Origin of the sequence: Wolbachia endosymbiont (group B) of Chorthippus parallelus, assembly GCF_947251815.1 — a bacterium.
Lineage (GTDB): Bacteria > Pseudomonadota > Alphaproteobacteria > Rickettsiales > Anaplasmataceae > Wolbachia.
Map to the genome: position 1 here is coordinate 172517 of NZ_OX366390.1, position 16867 is coordinate 189383.

Consider the following 16867-nt stretch of genomic DNA (forward strand, 5'->3'; position numbering starts at 1 on the left):
GGGGAAAAGAAAAAATGCAAAATCCATTTACAAATACAGCATTTAGTATGACGGCACTAACTAATGCGATAAATATATTGCCGATAAATTATGGACGGGTTGAAAATTTAAATTTATTTCCAAGTAGGTCAGTAAGATTTAGACATATTACCATAGAAGAGCAAAATGGAGTATTAAGTTTACTACCAACGCAAGTACCCGGAGCACCAGCAACAGTAGGAAAAAGAGGAAAAAGAAAGGTAAGAACATTTACGATTCCACATATTCCGCATGATGATGTAGTGTTACCAGAAGAAGTACAGGGAATAAGAGCATTTGGATCAGAAAGTGAACTTAAAGCGCTGGCAGATGTAATAACTGACCATTTGCAGCTAATGAGAAATAAACATGCAATAACGTTGGAGCATTTGCGTATGGGAGCGCTGAAAGGAATAATTCTGGACGCAGATGGCAGTGAATTGTTAAATCTGTACAACGAATTTGAAATAACACCAAAAGTAGTAAATTTTGCACTGGGAGCAGCGATAACTGATGTAAAACGTAAGTGTCTGGAAGTATTGAGGCACATAGAAGATAATCTAAGTGGTGAATATATGACAGGAATTCATGCTTTAGTAAGCCCTGAGTTTTTTGATGCACTTACTTCTCATGCTAAAGTGAAAGAAGCATATGAGAGATGGCAAGAAGGAGCAGCGCTAAGAAATGATATGAGGTCAGGATTTACGTTCTGTGGAATAACGTTTGAGGAATATAGAGGACAAGCAACTGATCCTGAAGGAACCGTGAGAAGATTTATAGAAAGGGATACGGGGCACTGTTTTCCAGTAGGAACAGCAAGCACATTTACAACATATTTTGCACCAGCAGATTTTAATGAAACAGTGAATACTCTTGGACAGCCACTCTATGCAAAACAAGAGCCAAGAAGATTTGATAGAGGGACTGATTTGCATACGCAGTCAAACCCTCTGCCAATGTGCCACCGTCCAGCAATACTAGTCAAGATCGTTGCAACATAGGTAGAGCAAATATAAAGCGGTGTGAGGCAGAAGAATGCTTTACCTCTTCTTAGCATATAAATGTTAGTATATAGCGGAGAAATGTGCAAGAGAATATTAAGAGATTATTTAAAGATTGTTTTGCTCATTTAGGAAAAGTAGCTTTGTATGAATCAAAGGATAAGTCATATATGGTACAAGTACTAAAGCAACAGCCAGATAAATTATACGAGATTGGTGAAGGACAATTTGTGGGAGAGATGCTTTTTCTTGAGGTAAATGTTTTTGATGTACTGAGGCCAATGGTGGGAGATATTTTTGTTATTGATGGTCGTAAATATAAAGTATATTCTCCACCACTGCGAGATAATTCAGGAATAGTTTGGAATATAAACTGTACAGTACTTGAAGAGAAAGATGTTTAAAATTGAAGTTAATGAAAACATTGAGAGAATTACTCACGACATTGATGCTAACAAAGCTAAAGTAGAGTTGGCAGCGGTAAGAGCGCTAAACAAAACGGCACTATGGTTAAAATCTCAGGCTGTCCGAGAAATCAGTGAAGAAAAGCAAATTAGGCTGAAAGTAATTAGAAAAAGACTAAGAATCATCAAGTCAAGAAAAAGCACTTTGAAAGTTTTAATTAGAGCATATCTGTATGATATAAATATAAAACAAGCAAAAATAAGAACAGCATTTAATGATGAATTTATGGCAACAATGCCAAGAGGCTATCGTGGTATTTTTAAACGTGTAGGAAGAACAGCACTACCGATACAGGAGGTTAAACTACCACTTGAACCTGAGGCTTCAAGGATAATAGAAAATCTTGTTAATTATGAAGTTGAAAGGATATTTGAAAAATATTTTACACATGAGTTATTTTATGACGGCATTTTGGACTAATTTACATGAGGCAATTTGTAATACGCTAAAGGCAGAGATACCAGCAATTCAAACTTGTGAGGTTTATCCAGCAATCAGGAAAGAATTGATAGCACCAGCAGTATTTATAGAACTTAGTGGCTTTGAAAAAGGACATGATCCAGGAACAGAAGAATTAGCGCTGAGAGCAAAATTTGAAGCACGAATTGTGATTGATAGCACAATAGAAAATGCACCTATTATTGTCAGAGCATTGGCGGCAGAAGTAGCAAGAGTGGTAAATAAAAACACTTGGAAAGTGGAGAAAATTTCACCAGGAGAATTTATCTCAGGAGGAGGAGATGATTTTAGGCCAGAGCTCGATGCATATTTAGTGTGGATGGTAGAGTGGGTGCATGAAGTACATCTTGGTGATTCAGTATGGGCAGAGAGTAGTATTCCGCCGAGTACTGTTTACATTGGGTTTACGCCTGATATTGGAGTTGCTAATAAGCATAAATATGTAAAGGTTGGCAAAAATGATGAATAGTTTTGAAGATGCGAACTTACTAATAAAACTTAATAACTTGATTAGAGTTGGCACAGTCGAAGAAGTAGGCTGTGGAACGGCTAAGGTACGTGTAAAAATGATAGGTAATATATTAACAGACTGGTTGCCATGGGTAACAGCAAGAGCTGGAGAAGACAGAAGTTGGTCTGCACCAAGTATTGGAGAACAGGTGATAGTACTTTCGCCATCTGGTGAAATTGCCAAAGGGATTGTCTTACCTGCAATTTATTATAAAAAATATCCTATTCCAGAAGGAAGTAAGGAAGAAGTAAGCGGTTTTGTTTTTAAAGATGGAACAGTTATTTACTATGACCGAAATGGTCATAAGTTTACAATTTCTGTCAAAGAAGAAGGAGCTCTTGTTTTTGCAGTGAAAGAAACGCAAATGGAAGTAACTAGTAAGGAAGTTATTTTAAAAACGGGAAAATCAAGTTCAAATATAACTGATGAAAAGATTGTCTTACAGGTTGGGAACTCAAGTCTAGAGATTACTGAGAGTGGCATTAAGTTAAATGCGAAAAAAATAGATTTAAACTAGCCGGAGAAAAATGTTAGAGCTAATAATGATAAGGGTATTATGATTGGTGATATTGAGTATACCTCTCAAACATCAGAATTAAGTGGATATGAATCAGGATGTGAAGATGAGTCAAGAAGAGAGGAGGAAACAAGAGGTTCATTGTTAGGGCAAAAACGACTTTCAGAATCAGACAAAGATTTAAGTTTGGCAAAACAGGGAAAAGTTGTTCGTTTTGGTGATATGTGTAACCAACATGGAGATTATTTACAAAGCCCTGGCATAGGAGGAAGCAGTAATGTGTTTGTAAATGGTAGGCCTGTGCATCGTCAAGGAGATGAATGGTCACAACATGCATCAACAGACCCTTATAAACCACCACATACTAGTCAATCCCTTCTTGAGGGGTCAGATTCAGTGTTTGTAAATGGCAAAGCCATTGCTCGTACTGGTGACCTAATTTCCTGTGGAGCAGTGGCAGAACAAGGAAGCAATGATGTCTTTGCAGGGTAAGTGATATGCGTGGTATGAATTCTGAAACTGGTAAAACAATAAGTGGTATAGAGCATTTAAAACAATCAATAGTTGATATTTTAACTACACCAATTGGTGCTCGTGTTATGCGCCGAGATTATGGATCAAGGTTATTTGAGCTGATTGATCATCCAATTGTACCTGGTTTTGCACAAGAGCTTTATGCAGCAGTTGCAGAAGCATTAGAAAAGTGGGAGCGTCGATTTAAGCTTAAACGTGTACAAATAACAGAAATAAAAGAAGGTAAAGTAACTCTCATTTTAGAAGGAATCTATCTGCCAAATGGAAAGCCGATCCGCCTTGATGGTATTATAGTATAAGGTAGTAGGATGAAAACACCAAATATTGTCGAAACATTAAAATTTGAGGAAATCTTTTCGCGAATGAAAGAAGAGTTAGTGCGTCGGAATGCAAGTTTTTCTGCACTAACTGAGAGTGATCCAGCAATAAAGATACTGGAAGTAGCAGCCTGGCGTGAACTTTTGCTTAGGCAAAGGATTAATGATGCAGCACAGGCAAATTTACTTGCTTTTGCAAGAGGTAATGACCTTGATCACTTGGCTGAATTTTATGGTGTGCTGAGAAAGGAGTCAGAGAATGATGAATCCTTAAGGAAGCGGGTAAAAGCCAAAATTGTTGGTTGGTCAACAGCAGGGAGTAAAGAGCATTATCGCTATCATGCATTATCTGCTGACACGAGAGTAAAAGATGCGCAAGTGGTATCACCTATACCAGGAAGTGTACAGATTTCAATACTTTCCACAGAAAATGGTGGAGTACCTTCAGAAGAATTGCTAGAGATCGTCAGAAATCACGTTATTCGCGATGATATTCGTGTATTAACAGATACGCTTACAGTTATTGGCTGTGGTATTATTCCCATTACTATTCATGCTAAAGTGCATATTTACCCTACTGCATCAAAAGATGTTATCGAAGCTGCAAAGGAACAATTTATCAAAGGTCTTGAGTCTACTAAAGGTTTAGGGTGGAATGTAACCAGGTCCTGGATTATTGCTCATCTTTTTACAGAAGGTATACAAAATATAGAGCTTACAGAGCCAATAGAAGACATAATTGTACAAAATAATGAATGCGTTGCTTTAAGTGATTTAAGTGTTAGGTAAAAATTGGTGATACTTCCTCCAAATGCTTCAAAGCAAGAGCAAATACTTACAGACATAATTAATTATTCTCTTGATGCAAATTCTCTACGGGGATTTAAATTTAACCCACAGACTGAAATGTTGCCGTGGCTAGTAGCGGAATACGGCTTGGGAGAAATTTTATCCTGGGGTAAGAAAGCTACTAAGAGTGCATTAAAAGAATGGGTCTTAGCTAAGCAAAACGGAATAAGATTTCAACGTTTGCGCGGTACACCACAGTCACTGAAGATGGCGCTGAAATGGGCAAACATTGATAATATTACCATTCAAGAAGAACCACCAGGAGAGCATTTTGCTGAATTTCAAATTGGCATCTCTGATGTTCCTAATGACTTTTTTGTCGATAGTGTAATTGCTCTGGCAAAACTTTCTGCACCGGCAAGATCTCGATTAATGCGAATATTCAATGATTATTACAATGCTCAGCGGTTTATGTTAGATGAAAGTATTTTTGGAGATCTTCTTTCAGACTACTCGGGTGTAAGAATAGCAAAAGAAGGGCCAGTATTATCGTTTGGAAGAAAAAACTCATTTGAGCTAAAAATAGGAAATCCAAGATTTAAATTTAGCACTTTTAGATCACATTATGATAGAAGTTACAGTAATGATTTATATAGGTTGGATGTTGCAGTATTAGGAGAGACAGAGCCTCACACCAAGAATTACAACGGTATATATGAAAGAAGTCACGAGTGGTATAACTTAAAAGCACTATATCCTCTACCACAGGGTTTATTGCCAGAAATTAAGTTTGCTAAAGCGTTGATAGTATTATCAGATCAACCATTTTTTTTTGGTCTAGTTTATGGGGTGCATTATAGCATCAATAGCACTGGGAATAGACAGATGGCCAGAGAGTAAATGGAATAGTTTGAGTGGAAAAATGGAAAGCAAAAAGCCCAAAAAAGTAAGACAGAGTAAGTGGTTGAAAAATGTATAACGAAGAGTATTTGTCTCAAATTGAACAAGCAATAAAGAAGCTTCAGAGTGGCGAAAGAGTGGTATCAATTGCATATGGTGACCATGTTGTGAGATATGCTGAAGTAGATATAGATGATTTACTAAGCTTAAGACAACGAATTAAGGCTGAATTGAAAATTGCAGGTATGAAGCCAAAGAGGAAAATTGTTTTTTCAACGAGTAAGGGGATCATATAATAATAAAAGTTGTTGAAAGGAACTTTATGACAAAAGTTATAGCAAAAGAATATACAGAATTTTTAGAGCAGCTCAAAGAACAGATTGCTACTAGTCGTTATAAAGCAGCACTAGCAGTAAATAGCAAGCTTATTGTGCTTTACCACCATATTGGTACAGAGATCTTAAAACGCCAAAAAGAGCATGGCTGGGGTGCTAAAATCATAGATCAGCTAAGTAAGGATTTGAGAAGCGCATTTCCAGAAATGAAGGGATTTAGTGCTAGGAATCTTACTTATATGCGTCAATTTGCTGCAGAATATCAAGATACTGAATTTACGCAGCAGGTTGCTGCACAATTGCCTTGGTTTCATATTGTAGTTATTTTAGATAAAGTAAAAGATCCAAAAGAAAGACTATTTTATTTTCAAAAAGCTATAGAGCACGGCTGGTCACGTAGTATAATGGTGATGCAAATCGAACGTGAATTGCACAAACGTCAAGGAAAAGCTGTTACTAACTTCAAAGATAAATTACCTTCTCCGCAGTCAGATTTAGCACATTATACATTAAAAGATCCATATATTTTTGATTTTTTGAGTATAGGAGACGATGCTCACGAAAGAGAAGTAGAAAAAGGTCTTGTAGGCCATATGGAGAAGTTTTTGCTAGAACTTGGTGAAGGGTTTGCATTTGTTGGTAGGCAATTTCACTTAGATGTTGGAAATAAAGACTTTTATATTGATTTATTGTTTTACCATTTAAAGTTACGTTGCTTTGTAGTAATCGAGCTAAAAGACAAAGATTTCAAGCCAGAGTATGCAGGTAAAATGAATTTTTATCTTTCAGCCGTTGATGATTTACTAAAGCACGAAACAGATCAACCATCTATAGGATTAATTTTATGCAAGTCAAAGGATAACGTACTAGCTAAGTATACACTGAAAGACATAAATAAACCGATAGGGTTGGCAGAATATAAAATTACTGAAAATCTACCAAAGAATATAAAGGCAGCTTTACCAACAGTAGAAGAGCTAGAGGCTGAGTTATCCAAAGTTTCAGATAAAGAAAAGTAATGCTACTCAAATCATTCAAGCAACTATTCAATAAACCAAAACCAAAAAGTTCTGCATGGGACGCTGCAGGATCAGGAAGAAGGATAATGTATTGGCAAGGAGAAACAGGAAGCATAAACAATTTGCTGTCTCAAAGCCTTGAGCACTTACGTAGTCGATCACGTGATATGGTGAGAAAAAATCCATATGCAGCAAATATCATTGATACAATAGTAAGTAACTCTATTGGAACAGGAATAAAACCGCAATCAAAAGCAAAGAATGCAGAATTTAGAAAGAAAGTGCAAGAATTATGGCTAAGATGGACAGATGAAGCAGATAGTAACGGAGTAAGTGATTTTTATGGATTACAAGCTCTAGTATGCAGAAGTATGATAGAGGGAGGAGAATGTTTTGTACGACTCCGAACAAGAAAGCTAGAGGATGGATTTTCTGTACCATTACAACTGCAAGTACTTGAGTCTGAACATTTAGATAATAAAACAAATCAAACTTTAGGAAATGGTAATGTAATAAGAAACGGCATTGAGTTTAACAGGCTTGGACAAAGAGAGGCATATTACTTATTTAGAGAACACCCTGGTGAAGGTTCGTTTGGTGAATCAGTGAGAGTGCCAGCAAATGATGTTTTACATATTTATAGACCACTAAGACCTGGTCAGATTCGAGGAGAGCCATGGCTTTCGAGTATACTTCTGAAACTTTATGAGCTTGATCAATATGATGATGCAGAGCTGGTGAGAAAGAAAACTGCAGCAATGTTTGCTGGATTTATTACGAGACTCGATCCAGAAGCAAATATCATGGGAGAAGGTGAAAGTAATGAGCAAGGAGTAGCACTATCAGGTTTAGAGCCAGGAACAATGCAGCTTTTAGACCCAGGAGAGGATATAAAATTTTCAGAACCGTCAGATCAACTATGTTTTTTAAAATTTTTTGAATTTAGTTTCATTACAACTTTTGTTTGTAATTTTGTTTTTTATTCGAGTAAAAAGTGCATTTTTGACAATAAAAACCCTAACTTAATCATAGAAAAATTTTGTATCAAACAACAGTTACTGCTTAGATCTTATGGTTAACGAATATGTGTATAAATACTTTAAATGTGTGTAGACGTATTTATCCACATATTCGTTAACCTATTTTCTATGCAGATTTTTTTAATTCACATTGACTGCTTCTTTAAGCCTCGCATTGGCAATTACTATGATTTTACGCATTAGAGCTGTCATAGCCACCATCTTCTTTTTACCTTTACCAACAAGCCTTGAATAGAAGGCACCAAGCGCAGACTTAGACCTTGAAGCAGACATCGCAGCTGTAAAAAGCTTTTCACGAACGTTGCTTCTGCCACCACTTATTCTGCGATAACCAATAGTTTTACCACTTTCTTTCGGATGAGGTGCAACTCCAGCAAGACTTGCAATTTCTCCCCTACTTACATAACCAAGTTCTGGCATTAGACACAGAAAATCTTGAGATAATTTTGCACCTATTCCTGGAACTGTTTTAAGGATTTTTTGGCGCTTTTGTAACTCTGGATTCTCATCAATAATTTTTTGTATGGTATTGTTGAGCTCATCTATCTGGCTATTAAAGAATTCAATAGTTTTCTGACAGCTTTCTTTTATATGGTCGTTTTCAGGTGCTGCAAGCCTAGATTTCTCTTGAGCTCTCATTTTTGTAATGTCATCACGACGTTGACAAAGTGCAACTAAGGTTGTTTGTTCTTTTGACATAGGTGCAAATAGAGATAGAGTACTATAGCGTTCAAACCCATACTGAGCAAGGGCTCTTGCATCTGATTGATCAGACTTTGCTAAAGTTCCATGAGATAGAACAAAGCTTTTTACTTTGCGAGTATTAGCTCGATGTACAGCAATATCTTTATCAACAAGAAAATGTGCTAAGCCAAGCTCATATTTTCCAGTGTTTTCCAGAGTTACTAAAGAATTAGGTAAGATATTTGAAAAATCTTGAAACAATTGTTGCCAGCCAGCAGTATCATTGTCGAATTCGACAGCGTTCTTCTGTTTGTGAACTGCAACAACATTTTTAAATTTTCCGATATCAATGCCAATAAAATTTTGATAAGATGTAATCATAATAACCTCGATTAGTTTTAATTAATTTAAGATTGTAAACGGGTGCATACATATGTCCCATGCAACTATTCAAACGTATCGAGAGATGGGCTAGTGTACCTTGATCCGAACGGTTATAATACCAACAGTTGGTCGGTCGCACACGCCCGTGATAACTCTATTCCTATAGTGAGTAGGGTTATCTTCCCTCTTATCTCCTTTATATCATATTTTTAACTTACAATAGTTGGAATTTGGGAGATATCAATGCTTGTTTTGCACCAACTGCTTATAAAGAAATAGAGCATACATTTTACTTAAGTGAAGATAAACTCTCTGAGCAGATTTGGAATTTTCGACGTACACCAATTTTAGAGCGGTTTAGTATAACTTATTACTACGAAGCAAAGAGTTTTACTGATCAAAGAATAATAGAGTCTAATTTAAGGGAATATCATATTGATTGTCAAAATGACTCAGATTTAAAACAGAAAGATCCTATTCATGAGCTAGAAAATTACGTAGCAGTATTTTACCCAGGTATGGTCACTTGGCATGAACATCGCCACTTAAATCGCCCTTGGAAAAATTTTGAGCCCATTATTACAAAAAAATTGGACGTTTTTTCTACGAATCTTGTATATATATAATATCAATCACGCAATCAGACATGTCAATACTGACACAATCAGGCAGAGCAGCTATTGCTGCGAGCATAAAAGAGCAACCAATACATCTTGCTTGGGGATCTGGAGATTCTACCTGGGAAAGCAGCTACAAAGTTGAAAAAACTTTTACAGCAGGCGGCAAGATAAGTTTAGATCACCACACTATTAAAGATGTAAAAGTTTATACAGGGCAAACAATTTATCAGTCAAGCATAGATTATATAGTTGATGGTAGCTCAGGCGCTATTGAGCGTGTAGAAAATGGTGCAATTATAGCAGATAGCGTAATCACTATAGAGTATACTCAAGACACACCACCGGAACTAATTACTTCTGCAACATTAATTAAGGAAGTTGGACGTCGTGTTGTTGATGAGGTGCTCTTTTGCAGTGGTGATGAGAATGGAGAACTTGTGACTCCATCTGGAAGGTTTAAACCATCGAATGTACCAATCAATAATCTGTATCTTAAATTTACTTTCGATTTCACGGACGCAGCAAATCAAGTAATAAGAGAGCTTGGAGTTATGGTTGGTACAAAGGTGGTAGAAAAATTGCCTCCTGGACAGAGATATTTTGAACCAAAAGATATAGAAGACCATGGAATCTTGCTGATTTTAGAACACACTGTACCACTTATCAGAACTGCTGCCACAAGAGAGACTTTTTCATTTGTTGTAACCTTTTAGAATAAAATGACTTTAAACACCTATTATAACCGCTTTAATCCTGACAAAGAATACGAAAAAAGCTTATTTCTTGCTGGAAGAGGTTTGCAATCTGCAGAATTAAACGAGACTCAGGAGTATGCTCTCTCTAAGCTTAAAGGCATAGGCGATGCAATATTTCGTGATGGTGATGTTATAATAGGAAGCAATTGTATTATAGATAGAGAAACTGGTAAAGTTACGCTTGAATCAGGAAAAATCTATCTTCGTGGAGCGGTTAGAAAAGTTGAAAAAGAAGAGTTTGTTATTCCACTGAGTACCACAGTGCGTATAGGTGTTTATTACGTAGAATCTACCATTACAGAACTTGAGGATGAAAACCTTCGTGATCCTGCTGTTGGTACACGTAACTATCAAGAAGTAGGGGCTGCAAGGCTTAAAGTTTCCACCACTTGGAGTTATCAAGCTGAGGGTGTGACTACTAATGCTTCAGGAGAATTTTATCCAATTTATAACATTGAAAATGGAGTATTGATAGAACATTCACCGCCACCACAAGCAAATATAGTAACTACTGCTCTTGCTCGTTATGACAAAGAAGCAAATGGTTCCTATGTCGTAAATGGTCTTGAAGTAATGTTCCTGCAAAAGGAAGAGGGAGAAGGAGGAAAAAAAATATTTGTGATTAATGAGGGCAAAGCTCATGTTGATGGCTATGAGATTGAGCTACCTCACAGTATTCGTGTTTCTTTTGATGAAGATCCAGATATAAAAGCAGTTGAATCAGAACCACATACTTTTCAGCCAAATAGCCAAAGAGTAATGGAACTTAAAGTTAATGATTTTCCAATAAGTGAAATTAAAAAAGTAGATATAACTGTTCAAAAAACCATTACCGTTACTCATGGTTCATACTCAGGAGCTGTTGATCCAATACCTGACTCTGCAGTACTTGAGATTATTCAAGTTAAACAAGGCAATGTTATTTATGAAAATAGTATAGATTACAAATTAAACGCAGGAAACGTTGATTGGTCATTACCAGGTAAAGAACCAGCTCCTGGAAGTAGTTATCAAATAACTTACCGCTGTCGTACTCATGTAAGTCCTGAAGATATAAGTGAACAGGGATGCAAAGTAAAAGGAGCAGTTGATAACAGCTTGGTTCTGATTGATTACACCTGGAAAATGCCCCGCTATGATTTAATTACTATCGATAGCAAAGGAGTGGTAAGAAGAATAAAAGGAATTTCTCACCCTTGGCGACCATCAATGCCTAGAGCGCCTAGTGGACAACTTTTGCTCTGCTACATTCATCAGACGTGGAAAAAAGGCGAAGGGGTAAAAATAGTGAATAATGCTGTTCATGCTGTACCGATGAATGAGCTTGAAGCAATGAAAAAAGGAATAAATGATCTTTATGCTCTTGTTGCACAGGAACGTCTACGTAGTGATGCAAATTCAAGAGAGCCAACCACGAAAAAAGGAGTATTTGTTGATTCGTTTTTTGACGATGATATGCGTGATCAAGGAGTTTCACAGTCTGCAGCAATAGTAAATAAGGAACTAATTTTACCAATAGATGTAACTATTGCTGATATTGATGGGGAAGAAAAAACTTATTTGTTGCCGTATGAACTTGAACCGGTACTGGAGCAGCTTTTACAGACTAAAGGAGAAAAGATTAATCCATATCAAGCTTTTGATCCAGTCCCGGCACAAATTACTCTAAATAAAAACATTGACCACTGGACGGAGGTTACCACGAATTGGAAAAGTCCAGTAACTAGAGTATTTAATGTTAAAGAAACAACAGAGCTGCTGTCAAGCACCTCATACGAAACTGAATTTATGCGAGAAGCAACTCAAAATTTTGAGATTGAAGGTTTTGCAACTGGTGAAAAGCTTAAGGAATTAAAGTTTGATGGAATTTTTATTCAACCTAAAGCATAGAAAATATTTGAAAGAAAAACATGATCGCAACATTTATTGCTGATAACAGAGGAAAAATAAAAGGAAGATTTACTGTACCAAGAAACATTCCTGCTGGGACTAAGTTAGTGCAGTTCTTCGGTGATAAAGGCAGTTATGGAGAAGCAACTTATACTGGTAAAAAAACAATTACCATAGAGGAAAGAAGAAGAGTTATCGCAGCAAGAAGAGTTGATCCTTTAGCGCAAACATTTACTCTAAATGAAAGTAGGCACATAGGAGGCGTGGAACTATGGTTTGTAAATAAAGGCAAAAAACGTGTTGTTGTGCAGATTAGAGAAACAGCAGTGGGAGTGCCCTCGCAAACTGTCATTGCTGAAAGCTATATTGAGCCAAAAGATATAAAGATAGATGGCACAGCAACACGTATAGAGTGGTCACCAGTGTTTTGCCATGCAGGAGAGGAGTATGCAATAGTACTACTTACTGATGATGCAGATACTGCAGTAAAAATAGCAGAACTTGGCAAATATGATGCAGTAAATAGCCGTTGGGTAACAAGCCAGCCATATCAAGTAGGAGTATTACTTTCATCAAGCAATGCAAGCACCTGGACTCCACATCAAAATTTAGATTTAACGTTTCGGCTTTTGGCTGCAAAATTTAGCGAAAATTCTCACGTTATTGATCTGGGAAAAGTTACAGCAACCAATACTTCAGATTTAATTGTTTTGACGAACGTCGAAAAAGTAGCATTTGATACCAATGTGGAATTTATCTTAACAGATGAAGAGGGAAAAGAGAACTTTTTGTCTGATAATTTGCCACTTGCACTGCGTGAAAGACTATCTGGAGAGCTAACAGTAAAGGCAAGCCTAAAAGGAGGGCGAGAAAAAAGTCCAGTGCTATATCCTGGGTTACAGCTAGTTATGGGTAATATAGGGGAAAAAGGAGATTATGTTACAAGAAGTATTACAGCAGGAGCTAATACTAAAATCACCATAACGTACGATGCGCTGATACCTGGCACTGCAGATGTTAAAGCTTATGTACAAAAAAGCAACAGTGATTGGCAATTAGTAAATTTAACATCAGGAAAACCAATTGGAGAAAATTGGGTAGAGAGAACTCATGTGCTGACAAATTTTAATGCTAATGAGACAAGGATAAAATTAGTTTTAAGTGGAACGGTTATTTATCGTCCTAAAGTCAAAAATCTCAGAGTAATAGTAACATAAAATTTAAATGACTTTTGATCAAACCAAACGAGGATATCCTTTGCCGCATCCAGAGAACATAGCTGTAGAAGATGTAGTACGTATTCGCAGAGCCATAGAAAAGATAGATGAAGATATGAGTGAAAGAGAAGATGAACTTAAAAATAATTTTGAACGATTTAGATTTGAAACTTTTTTGAATTTTTGGGAATGAAAGAAGCAATAGAAGCATTACAGCAAAGGATAAAGGATTTAGCAGCAAATAGCACGGCTGATCAACTGGCATATCTTGCAAAATCGCTGGAATTGATAGCAGATAAAAAAGCTATTGCTGACATTGTACAAATAACTGAAGTAAAAGAGATAATTGATGCACTACAGAGAAGGCTTAAAGATTTAGCAGGAAGTAGTACACCAGATCAACTAGCATATCTTGCTAAAGCACTGGAATCAATAATCGACAAAAGTGCGGTTTCTGAAATTGTACAGATGACAGATGGTAAGTTAAAAGAACTCTTGAGCGCTGCAAGGACGCACTTAAGTGACATAAATAGCAATAAGGAAAATTCAATATCTGCAATAACTGAAGCGAAAACAGATTCTGTCAATGAAATTAACAAGCTTAGGGATAATTCCTTAAACACTTTAAAAGCATCATCAGATTCACATATATCGCTACTTGATACGAGAAAGAATGCCAATATTGCAGCAATAAATAGCATTAGTAACAGTCATAAAGATGGTCTTAAAGGTTTAGTAGAAGATTTTCGTGCTGTTAATAATGTACCACCTGGCTCATCAATTATTGGGGAAATAGAAACTCGTGATAACCAATTAAAAACATCCCTGATAAATGAGGTAAAAACTCGGGATGAACAGTTAAAAGTGTCTCTTATAAATGAAATAAGAAAGCGCAACATGGTTGAACCAGGGTCATTACCTTTCTTATTTGGTGTACTTGGCAGAAAAAATAATTATTTTGGCCACGGAACTTTTACGACAGAGCTTGGAAAGTGGAGTAGTGATATAACAAAAACTGACTATATGTTACAACTACTAGCAGGTAGCCATACGTACAATACAGATTACGTTAGTTTTTATCGGCCAAGACAACTAAGTTTTATAGAGGGAAGTAAAGGAACATTTATTTACGGAGAGTTATGCACAAAAAGTTTTTCGGGTAGTTATGATGAGATATACTATTACCCGTATGCTGCACTTGGAGTAGTATTTGTAAAAAATACAACCAATGTGAACATAAATAAGACAATGGAATTTGTTGGATCATCGTATTCGAGTACGGAGTATGGGGGAGCAGGATTATTTGTGGGAACACCAGATAATACCAATTCTAATAAATCAAGAATTTCAAGAATAATATGGAAAAATGTTTACCAATACACGAGTTCTGATAGCAAATTAGCTGGATCTGGTAATGTGGAGATTCCAGCAGGAAAAACAGTTGCAATATTACTTTACACATCATCTTACCTGTATTCCAGAACACAAGTTAGTCAAGGTATGCTTGCATCAAATTATGTACACAACTATGGTCAATTTATTCAGTGGGGGATTTATAACATACGTAGCAATGTTCTAACTACAGGACTTGAAGTAGATGTGGAGAGAACGCTAAAAGCTTGGCAATGTCCAGGATTATCTAACACGTATGAGATTTGGAGGTAACAAACAATGTCTATCTACATTAGATTTGAAAATGATAAACAAGTAGAAACAACAACACTTGAAAGCAAGCCAACTGAAAATGATTGGTATGAAGCACCAGAAGATTTTGATTGGCAAAAAAGCTATTGTTTAACAGAAGGAGGCAAAATTGCTCAGCGGAATCAAGAAGATATTGAATTGGAGTTACTACAAAATGCGAAGTTTTCTGCACTTTCTAATCTTCATGCTTATTATGATAACTATACTCACCAATACGCAGGATATTCTCATCAGAAGTCTAAGTCGTACGAAATACAAGCAAAAGCCGCAGAGAACATTTTAGCAGCACCAGAATCTATAGACAAAAAAGATGCAGAAATTATAGAGCCATTAGCAAAAGTCCGAGGAATTTCAGTAGTAGAAATGGCAAGAATAATTCAGGAAAAAGCAAAAAGAGCGAAAAAAGCAATAATCAAGTGCGAAGAATTGGTGGATATAGCTGAAAGGGAAATCGGTGAAGCTAAAAGTAAGGAAGAGCTGCAAACTTTGCTAGATAATTGTAAACAAAAAATGCAAGAAAGTTGAAAAGGGGAAAAAGAAATGACAGAACAGTTTCTACATGGAGTAAATGTTATCGAGGTTACCTCAGGAGCGAGGACAGTACGAACAGCTAAATCATCGGTAATTGGAGTAATTGGTACTGCACCTGATGCTGACGGGCAAAAGTTTCCACTAAATAAACCAATATTAATAGCAGGAAGCTTAAAAGAAGCAGCAAAACTTGGTCAATCTGGGACTTTGCCTTCAGCTATTAATGCAATTTTTTCCCAAATTGGTGCAACAGTAGTAGTTATTCGAGTTGAGGAGAAAGTAGAAGAGACGCTCAGCAATGTCATTGGTGGAGTTAACGAAGAAACTGGAGAATATCAGGGAATTCAAGCGTTCTTAAGCAGTGAAAGCATAGTTCATGTTGCGCCAAGAATACTAATTGCACCTCAGTTTACTCATCAATTATCTGGAGATGCTGGAAATCCAGTGGTTAGCGCTTTAATTCCTATAGCAGAAAAGCTAAGAGCAATAATAGTAGCAGATGGACCAAATACCAATGATGAAGAAGCAATAAAATGGAGAAAAAGTGTAGGCAGCTCAAGAGTTTATGTTGTTGATCCGTGGGTTAAGGTTTTTATTGAAGGAAAAGAAGAAATTCTCCCTCCAAGTTCATTTGTAGCTGGTTTAATAGCTAAGATAGATAGCGAGCAAGGCTTCTGGCACTCACCTTCAAATAAAGAGATAAATGGTATTGTTGGAACAAGCAGGCCTATTGATTTTACGCTCGGTAATATAAATTGTAGAGCAAACCACTTGAATGAAAATGAAGTAACAACGATAATTCATCAAAATGGCTATAGGCTTTGGGGAAATAGAACATGTTCAAATGACTCAAAATGGGCTTTTTTGTCAGTGAGAAGGACTGCAGATTTAATCAACGATAGTCTACTTCGAGCTCATTTATGGGCAGTTGATCGCAATATTACCAAAACTTATATAGATGATGTGATTGAGGGGGTAAATTCTTATCTTGCAAATTTAAAAGCGCAAGGGGCGATTATTAGCGGAAAATGTTATGCAACTCCAGAGCTCAATACACCAACAAATATTGCAAGCGGAAAAGTGTCTTTTGATTTTGAGTTCACGCCACCATATCCAGCTGAACAGATTACTTTCAGGTCACACCTTGTGAGTGGCGCAATATTGTAAAAGGAGAAAG

At 36.6% G+C, this 16867-nt stretch carries 19 protein-coding genes and 2 pseudogenes; 20 read left to right on the forward strand and 1 reads right to left on the reverse strand.

Annotated elements, in window-relative coordinates:
* The first annotated feature begins 14 nt into the window (after positions 1–14).
* The 12 genes and pseudogenes from OPS21_RS00875 to OPS21_RS00930 all read left to right on the forward strand — a co-directional run.
* Positions 15–1019 carry a major capsid protein gene (locus OPS21_RS00875; protein ID WP_264336783.1) on the forward strand — a complete coding sequence of 335 codons (1005 nt, stop codon included), beginning with the start codon at positions 15–17 and terminating at the stop codon, positions 1017–1019.
* An 83-nt stretch (positions 1020–1102) separates the two neighbouring features.
* On the forward strand, positions 1103–1423 hold the full coding sequence (locus OPS21_RS00880) for a head-tail joining protein (RefSeq protein WP_265027659.1): 321 nt from the start codon (positions 1103–1105) through the stop codon (positions 1421–1423).
* Positions 1416–1904, forward strand: a complete 489-nt coding sequence (locus tag OPS21_RS00885) for a phage tail protein (protein WP_164224822.1) — start codon at positions 1416–1418, stop codon at positions 1902–1904. The genes OPS21_RS00880 and OPS21_RS00885 overlap by 8 nt, the downstream gene beginning before the upstream one ends.
* Positions 1885–2412, forward strand: a complete 528-nt coding sequence (locus OPS21_RS00890) for a hypothetical protein (protein WP_224721422.1) — start codon at positions 1885–1887, stop codon at positions 2410–2412. The genes OPS21_RS00885 and OPS21_RS00890 overlap by 20 nt, the downstream gene beginning before the upstream one ends.
* Positions 2402–2971: a phage baseplate assembly protein V gene (locus OPS21_RS00895; RefSeq protein ID WP_205517798.1), complete on the forward strand. Its 570-nt coding sequence runs from the start codon at positions 2402–2404 to the stop codon at positions 2969–2971. The genes OPS21_RS00890 and OPS21_RS00895 overlap by 11 nt, the downstream gene beginning before the upstream one ends.
* Positions 2972–3010: 39 nt before the next feature.
* On the forward strand, positions 3011–3463 hold the full coding sequence (locus OPS21_RS07965; protein ID WP_318010167.1) for a PAAR domain-containing protein: 453 nt from the start codon (positions 3011–3013) through the stop codon (positions 3461–3463).
* Positions 3464–3468: 5 nt separating this feature from the next.
* Positions 3469–3804: a GPW/gp25 family protein gene (locus OPS21_RS00905; protein ID WP_015588498.1), complete on the forward strand. Its 336-nt coding sequence runs from the start codon at positions 3469–3471 to the stop codon at positions 3802–3804.
* Between the two features lie 9 nt (positions 3805–3813).
* On the forward strand, positions 3814–4611 hold the full coding sequence (locus tag OPS21_RS00910; RefSeq protein WP_015588499.1) for a baseplate assembly protein: 798 nt from the start codon (positions 3814–3816) through the stop codon (positions 4609–4611).
* Positions 4612–4617: 6 nt separating this feature from the next.
* A pseudogene (locus OPS21_RS00915) lies at positions 4618–5430 on the forward strand (phage tail protein); the annotation flags it as partial.
* Between the two features lie 152 nt (positions 5431–5582).
* Positions 5583–5807: a gpW family protein gene (locus tag OPS21_RS00920; RefSeq protein ID WP_264336328.1), complete on the forward strand. Its 225-nt coding sequence runs from the start codon at positions 5583–5585 to the stop codon at positions 5805–5807.
* 26 nt (positions 5808–5833) lie between these two features.
* A complete protein-coding gene (locus tag OPS21_RS00925) occupies positions 5834–6865 on the forward strand; it encodes a PDDEXK nuclease domain-containing protein (protein WP_264336327.1) in 1032 nt (343 codons plus the stop codon).
* Positions 6865–7779, forward strand: a pseudogene (locus tag OPS21_RS00930) (phage portal protein); the annotation flags it as partial. The gene OPS21_RS00925 and the pseudogene OPS21_RS00930, both read left to right, overlap by 1 nt.
* 246 nt (positions 7780–8025) lie before the next feature.
* Here OPS21_RS00930 and OPS21_RS00935 read toward each other — a convergent pair.
* The gene (locus OPS21_RS00935) at positions 8026–8970 is read right to left on the reverse strand and encodes an IS110 family RNA-guided transposase (protein ID WP_264336326.1); all 945 of its coding nucleotides are present in this window, start codon (positions 8968–8970) and stop codon (positions 8026–8028) included.
* Between the two features lie 233 nt (positions 8971–9203).
* Between OPS21_RS00935 and OPS21_RS00940 the strand changes: the two genes are divergently transcribed.
* The 8 genes from OPS21_RS00940 to OPS21_RS00975 are packed head-to-tail and all read left to right on the forward strand — an operon-like array spanning position 9204 to position 16857.
* Positions 9204–9599: a hypothetical protein gene (locus tag OPS21_RS00940; protein WP_264336325.1), complete on the forward strand. Its 396-nt coding sequence runs from the start codon at positions 9204–9206 to the stop codon at positions 9597–9599.
* A 20-nt stretch (positions 9600–9619) separates the two neighbouring features.
* The gene (locus OPS21_RS00945) at positions 9620–10306 is read left to right on the forward strand and encodes a hypothetical protein (RefSeq protein ID WP_208571636.1); all 687 of its coding nucleotides are present in this window, start codon (positions 9620–9622) and stop codon (positions 10304–10306) included.
* Positions 10307–10312: 6 nt separating this feature from the next.
* Positions 10313–12238 (forward strand): DUF4815 domain-containing protein, encoded by a 1926-nt coding sequence (locus OPS21_RS00950; protein WP_264336324.1) that lies wholly within the window; start codon positions 10313–10315, stop codon positions 12236–12238.
* 20 nt (positions 12239–12258) lie between these two features.
* Positions 12259–13455 carry a hypothetical protein gene (locus OPS21_RS00955; RefSeq protein WP_264336323.1) on the forward strand — a complete coding sequence of 399 codons (1197 nt, stop codon included), beginning with the start codon at positions 12259–12261 and terminating at the stop codon, positions 13453–13455.
* A gap of 7 nt (positions 13456–13462) precedes the next feature.
* Positions 13463–13648 (forward strand): hypothetical protein, encoded by a 186-nt coding sequence (locus OPS21_RS00960; protein ID WP_174517025.1) that lies wholly within the window; start codon positions 13463–13465, stop codon positions 13646–13648.
* The gene (locus tag OPS21_RS00965) at positions 13645–15120 is read left to right on the forward strand and encodes a coiled-coil domain-containing protein (RefSeq protein WP_264336322.1); all 1476 of its coding nucleotides are present in this window, start codon (positions 13645–13647) and stop codon (positions 15118–15120) included. Before OPS21_RS00960 ends, OPS21_RS00965 begins: the two co-directional genes overlap by 4 nt.
* Positions 15121–15126: 6 nt before the next feature.
* Positions 15127–15684: a hypothetical protein gene (locus OPS21_RS00970; RefSeq protein WP_208571640.1), complete on the forward strand. Its 558-nt coding sequence runs from the start codon at positions 15127–15129 to the stop codon at positions 15682–15684.
* Between the two features lie 15 nt (positions 15685–15699).
* Positions 15700–16857, forward strand: coding sequence for a phage tail sheath subtilisin-like domain-containing protein (locus OPS21_RS00975; protein ID WP_208571641.1), 1158 nt, complete (start codon positions 15700–15702; stop codon positions 16855–16857).
* The last annotated feature ends 10 nt before the right edge of the window (positions 16858–16867 follow it).